Below are 5,561 nucleotides of genomic sequence, written 5' to 3' on the forward strand. Positions count from 1 at the left end.
CGCCGCTCCTTCCGCGGGGCATTCCAGCACCGCAGAGGCGCTGGGGCACCTGCGCCGCGCCTGCGAGATCATCTGGGCGAACGCGGAACCCTCGGAGATCGAGCAATGCACCAAACGAGCCATGGCCGCTATGGGACACGACGACCTTCTCCGCGACAACGAGCTCAAGCGATTGCTCATCGATTCCGACCGGGAGCTCGAATCGTGCAGGGAGGCGTTGGGCCAGGCCCGGGATGAGCTCGCGAAGATCAAATCCTCGGACTCCGGTAATTCCGCGCCTGGAACAAAGACCGCGTCTTCCAAGCGTTCTGGCAATCCGGACCCGTGAGATGAAGCTCCCGGGAATGGGAGCCTTCCTACAGAGTGCTCGCGAGCAGCGTGGCGATTCCGAGAAAGCTGAAGAACCCCACGACGTCGGTCACGGTCGTCAAGATGATCGATGAGGACTGCGCCGGATCCTGCCCGAGAGCGGTGAGCACCATCGGGATGGCCCCTCCGGAAAGGCCCGCAAGCGCCATCGACAGGACCATGGAAATGCCGATCACCAGGGCGAGGCCGATCGACCGGCTCCAGAGAAACACGAAGGCCGAAGTCGTCGCCGCCACCGCCACGCCGTTCAGGAGACCGACGCGGAACTCCTTGAAGATCACGGCAAGCCAGTGGCGAACCTGGATCTCTCGAAGGGCAAGGCCCCTCATGGTGACCGCCAGCGCCTGAGCTCCGGTGTTCCCCGATTGGCCGGCGACGACTGGAAGGAGCACGGCCAGGGCGGTGAATTGTGCGATGATGGACTCGAAGATTCCCACGACGGAAGCCGCGAGAAAAGCCGTTCCCAGATTGACCTGGAGCCACGGAAGACGCTTTCTGACAGCAAAGTGGACTTTCGACAGGGCACGCTCTTCTTTGCTCGCTCCCACCATCGTCTGAATATCGACGCTCGCCTCCTCCTGGGTTGCCGCAATGAGCGCGTCGTATCGAATCACCCCGAGGAGCCGCCCGCTGAAATCCACTACGGGAAGCGCCGGTGTCTTCTTCGTCTCGAGGATCTCCACGACTTCTTCTCGAGTCGACATCGCGCGGACGATACTCGTGGGGGGCCGTTGCAGCTCACCGATCGATTCGGACGCCGGAGCCACCGCGATCTCCTGCATCGGGACGGTACCGAGGAGAACGCCCTGGGCGTCGACGACGAATACCTCGAAGACCCGCTTCTGGCTGGAACGGATCTGATCGAGGACCTGCCCCGCTGTCGTTCTCGGACCGAAAGTCATCACCCGCGGGTCCATGAGACGACCGGCAGTGTTGTGAGGAAACTCGAGAAGCGTGTTCAGCTCCGAGGCGACACTTCTCTTCACGGCGCCCAGGAGTCTTTCCCGGGCCTCCGGGCTCAACCGTGACACCATGGCGGCGGCGGTCGAGACATCCAGCGATTCCAGGAGCACCCCTCCCGCTTCCGTGGGGATCGCCTCCAGGATCGCGGTTGCCCGCTCCGAGGACAACGCGGGGAGGACTTTCGTCCAGTGCGGTCCGGGATAGTCCGCGACGAGCCTCTTTGCTTCCTCCAGCGTTGCGGTCTCGATGGCATCCGCGACTCGCTCCGGCTCGATCTCGAGGGCTTTCTCGACGAGTGCACGAACGGCTCCGGCCATGCTAGGCCTCCTCTCGTTGCGGCGGTGGGATTCGCTCTTCCAACCCTCGCAGCAACCCCGATGCGCCCAGCCAGAAGAGCTCGCCCACCGCGAGGGCGACTCGCAATGGGGAGGCCTCCTCCAGATCGGGAAGCCCCTGGAGTCGTCGAAACGTCTCGTAGCGGAACACGCCGATGAGACGGCCGGCTTCGTCGACTACGGGAAGAAGGGGGTATCGTCGCCACCCGGGATGCTCGAGGATGGCATTCTTGCCGGCGCGAGCGGATAGAGAGTGAACCGGCCGCGTCATGATGGATCGCAGCGTCTTGCGGACGGACGCCGAAGCGATCTCGCGCAAGCTCGCCACCCCGGTGAGCACGAGATCGTCATCGAGGATATAGAGGTAATAACGAAGATGGCTTCCCGGCTGGCGAATCTTGCGAAGAGTCGCTTCCACGGTCATGCCCTGGGGAAACGACTCGACCCGCGGCTCCATCATCGCCCCGGCGGTCTGCTCGGGAAAGCTCAACAACTTCTGGAGGGGTCGCCGTCGCGGCTCGGGTAGGTGAGAGAGAATGGCTTCTCGGGCACCCTCTCCGACACGTCGGAGCAGATCGGCCGCGCGATCGAGGGGAAGCTCGTACAGGATCTCCGCGGCCCGGGATGCCGACACCAGGCACAGACATCGCGATGCCTCGAGCGGCGTCAAAGCTTCGACGACGGTTGCCGCGGCACGAAGATCACTCTCGTCGAGAAGCTCGCGCAAATCGTTCTCGCCAAGTGTTTCGAGCACGCGTGCGGCGTCGCTCGGGCGCGAGGTCGCGAAGGTGTCGGCGATGTTCTTCTCCAGGTTCACGATGCGTCCTCGGACAGCAGTACGGTCGTCTGTTCGCTGAACTCGCTCGCGGGAACGAGCGTCACTCCCTCGGAGGTATCCAGAAGGACTCCGGTCGGTCGTATCTCCAGGATGCGCCCCTCGTGCTTGCCGATACGGATTCGCTGGCTCACTTTGTACGCCTGCTGGAAATAATGAGAGCCGATGATGTTGGCCACCGTTGCCCGTGCACCGAGCCCGAAAGCGAGCGCGACCGAACCCAGGAAAGCACCGAGGACCGTGCCCACGGCCACGACGAGGAGGGTGCTGTCGATTCCCGCCTGCGCGAGCGCCACCACCGAAGCGACGAGGACGATGGCCGCCCGCGCGACGGTTGCCACCGAATCTCCATAGGCGATTCGAGCGGAACGTGCGGCACCTCGAATCCAGCTCGCCGCGAGACCCCCGGCGATGAATCCGCCGAGCAGAACGAGCACCGCGGCGATCAGGCGGGGCACGTAGCTGGCGAAGCCACTGAGTGCTCCCGTCAGGGCGGCAAAGCCGAGGAGCTCAGCCGCAGATCCGGCGGCGAAAAGAAGAACCAGCCAGAACACCAGTCCGCCCACGACACGGACCACGAAACGGCCCCACTCCACGCGCTCCCCTTCCAGAACGCGGGCCGGTACGACGGCCTGCGCACGCCGGATGAGGCGCTCCACTCCGTAGCGAAGCAATTTCCCGAGAATCCAGCCGACCGCCAGGACGAGAAGTGCACCCAGGAGGCGCGGCAGGTAAGCGGAAACGCTGACGAGGACGTTCTCGAGTGCCGCTTGAAGAGTGGCGACCCATTCACCGAAATTCATTACCCCCTCCTTTCTCGTCGGGTGGGCGCCCGAAATGAGCTTCGAGCCCGGACTCGATGAAAGCTGGCGGTAGAGTACTAGCCGAGGCCGAGGCAAAGCATCGCGACGGGCGACGGCGAGAGGTGACGATCAGCCCTCCCGCGTGTAGCTTCCGTCGAACAGTTTCGACCAATTCTCGCCGTCCTGGGACATCTCCATACTCGAGACGAGCTCGCCCGGCTTGCCGAAGTCATAGTTCATGCGGGCGTGGCCCATGGCGTTCTGGCTCGCGAGCCGGAGTCGATCGCCCTCCCATGAGCCGCGAAACTCCTCGGCTCCCTGGCCCATGCTGTCGAACCAATGCAACACGACCTGGCCGGCGCGGGCGTCCCAGGTGTACACGCCGTGACCTTCGAAAGTGCGCTTTCCATCTCGCGACTGCTCATAGTCGACGATGACCGCAAATCCACCGAGTGCCATACGGCCCCGGGTGGTTCCCTGTGCCACGCCGCCCTTGGGATCCCACGGCGAAGGATGCATCGTCTCCGATCCTCTCCAGGTCCCGGCGAGTCTTTCGAGTTTCCGATGGTCCGCGGTAGGTTTCGGCATCTCCATGGCTTTGCTCCCGTACTTGCCCGACCGTGATATGGCGGTCGGGATTCCAGGCAATTCTATACTGACGATGGGAACCAGACCGATAAGGCCCCCGCCGGGCGGACATCACACCCTTCTCGCTCCACTTGACGCCGCTACCGCCTCGGCTTAGGGTGCGAGTCCAATGTCCCGGCGATGGACGCGTAGAAGCGCACTGGCCACGCTCGGCGCCGCGGGTGCCGGGCTCGTCCTCTCGCGAGCCATTCGGGGTCAAGACGCTCCCATCGTCATCGGTGGACGCGAGGTCGAGATCGTGGTCACATCGATCGGCCCGTCGACCGTGCGCATCACGGTGCACCCTCTCGTCGACGGCCGCGGAACCGAGGTGCCCGACGACGGTGCTCTCGTCGAATTCGCAGAGAGCGATACGCCGACGCGTCGCCGAGAGCGCGGAACGTTCGGGACCACCGCCGGCGAGCTTCGCGTTCGCTTCTCCGAGGAACCCCCGGCGCTTCACATCGAGACCGCGTCGGGACGCGTCGTGCAACGGCTCACGATGGACCGGTCCGCCGACGACGTCTCTTTCCTCCTCCCCCAAGGTCGGCTCCTCGGCATGGGCGAAGGCGGACCGCAGTTCGATCGCAAGGGCTCGGTCGATGAGATGCGAAACGGCCAGCGGGGATACCACCTTCGTACGCACGGCGGACGGGTGCCCATCCAGTGGCTCGTCGGGACGGACGGATGGGGTTTGTACATCCATCAGCCTCTCGGCAGGTTCGACTTCACCGGAAGCGAAGGCCGCATGCTCGTCGACTCCTCCGGTGAGGTGGCGCCGCTCGATATCTTCGTCATTTCATCGGACAACCCGGCGGTAATCCTGGGAGAATACGCGCGGATCACGGGCTACGCCGAGATGCCCGCTCGCTGGACGTTCGGCTACCAGCAGTCCCACCGTACGCTCCAGGGGCCCGACGAGATCCGCTGGGTGGCGAGGACGCTTCGTGATAAGTCGCTCCCTTGTGATGCGCTCATCTACTTGGGGACACAGTTCACCCCTTCGGGGTGGAACACGCGCAACGGAGAGTTCACCTTTCATCCGACGAATTTTCCCGATCCGAAGAACCAGATCGATGAGCTCCATGAGCTCGATTTCAAAGTCGTCCTGCATATCGTCATCGAAGGCAGGAGTCTCGCGGGCACGGTGGCGGACGCCTGCACCAGGCCCGAGCCGAGCGGTCGTGATGCCGAGGACCGATGGCCCGAAGAGCGCCACGTCGGCTGTTACTGGCAGTACCACGAGTCGCTGATGGAAATCGGAGTCGACGGTTTCTGGCCCGACCAGGGCGACGGCTACGACGCGCCGTCGCGGCTCAACCGAATCCGAATGTACTGGGAAGGCATGCAGAAGGTTCGCCCGAACGAGCGTCCTTATGCGCTTCATCGAAACGGCTACGCCGGGATGCAACGCTACGGAGCCTTCCTCTGGTCGGGCGATGTCTACTCGACCTGGGAGACTCTCAGAACCCACGTGCCCGTCGCGATCAATGCCGCGCTCTCCGGCATTCCGTTTTGGGGTTTCGACATCGGCGGCTTCGTTCCCACGGCCGAGTACACCGGCGAGCTCCACGTCCGCTGGTTTCAGCTCGGCGCGTTCTCGACGCTCTTCCGCGCTCACGGCCGTAC

Annotated in this window: 6 protein-coding genes; 2 read left to right on the plus strand and 4 right to left on the minus strand. The window is 64.1% G+C overall.

Features of this window, described 5'->3' with window-relative positions; translation table 11 throughout:
* Window positions 1-328 (plus strand): hypothetical protein (locus VEK15_05550; GenBank protein ID HXV60138.1); only part of this gene is annotated, 328 nt, incomplete at its 5' end.
* 28 nt (window positions 329-356) lie between these two features.
* Here the strand turns inward: VEK15_05550 and VEK15_05555 are convergent.
* From VEK15_05555 to VEK15_05570, 4 genes are all read right to left on the minus strand, one after another.
* Window positions 357-1,649: a magnesium transporter gene (locus VEK15_05555; protein HXV60139.1), complete on the minus strand. Its 1,293-nt coding sequence runs from the start codon at window positions 1,647-1,649 to the stop codon at window positions 357-359.
* A gap of 1 nt (window position 1,650) precedes the next feature.
* Window positions 1,651-2,484, minus strand: coding sequence for a hypothetical protein (locus VEK15_05560; protein HXV60140.1), 834 nt, complete (start codon window positions 2,482-2,484; stop codon window positions 1,651-1,653).
* Window positions 2,481-3,305 carry a hypothetical protein gene (locus VEK15_05565; GenBank protein ID HXV60141.1) on the minus strand — a complete coding sequence of 275 codons (825 nt, stop codon included), beginning with the start codon at window positions 3,303-3,305 and terminating at the stop codon, window positions 2,481-2,483. The genes VEK15_05560 and VEK15_05565 overlap by 4 nt, the downstream gene beginning before the upstream one ends.
* A gap of 129 nt (window positions 3,306-3,434) precedes the next feature.
* The gene (locus VEK15_05570) at window positions 3,435-3,899 is read right to left on the minus strand and encodes a DUF1579 family protein (GenBank protein ID HXV60142.1); all 465 of its coding nucleotides are present in this window, start codon (window positions 3,897-3,899) and stop codon (window positions 3,435-3,437) included.
* Between the two features lie 163 nt (window positions 3,900-4,062).
* Between VEK15_05570 and VEK15_05575 the strand changes: the two genes are divergently transcribed.
* A partial coding sequence (locus tag VEK15_05575) for a TIM-barrel domain-containing protein (GenBank protein HXV60143.1) occupies window positions 4,063-5,561 on the plus strand: 1,499 nt, incomplete at its 3' end.

The sequence above is a fragment of the Vicinamibacteria bacterium genome (assembly GCA_035620555.1).
Classification (GTDB): domain Bacteria; phylum Acidobacteriota; class Vicinamibacteria; order Marinacidobacterales; family SMYC01; genus DASPGQ01.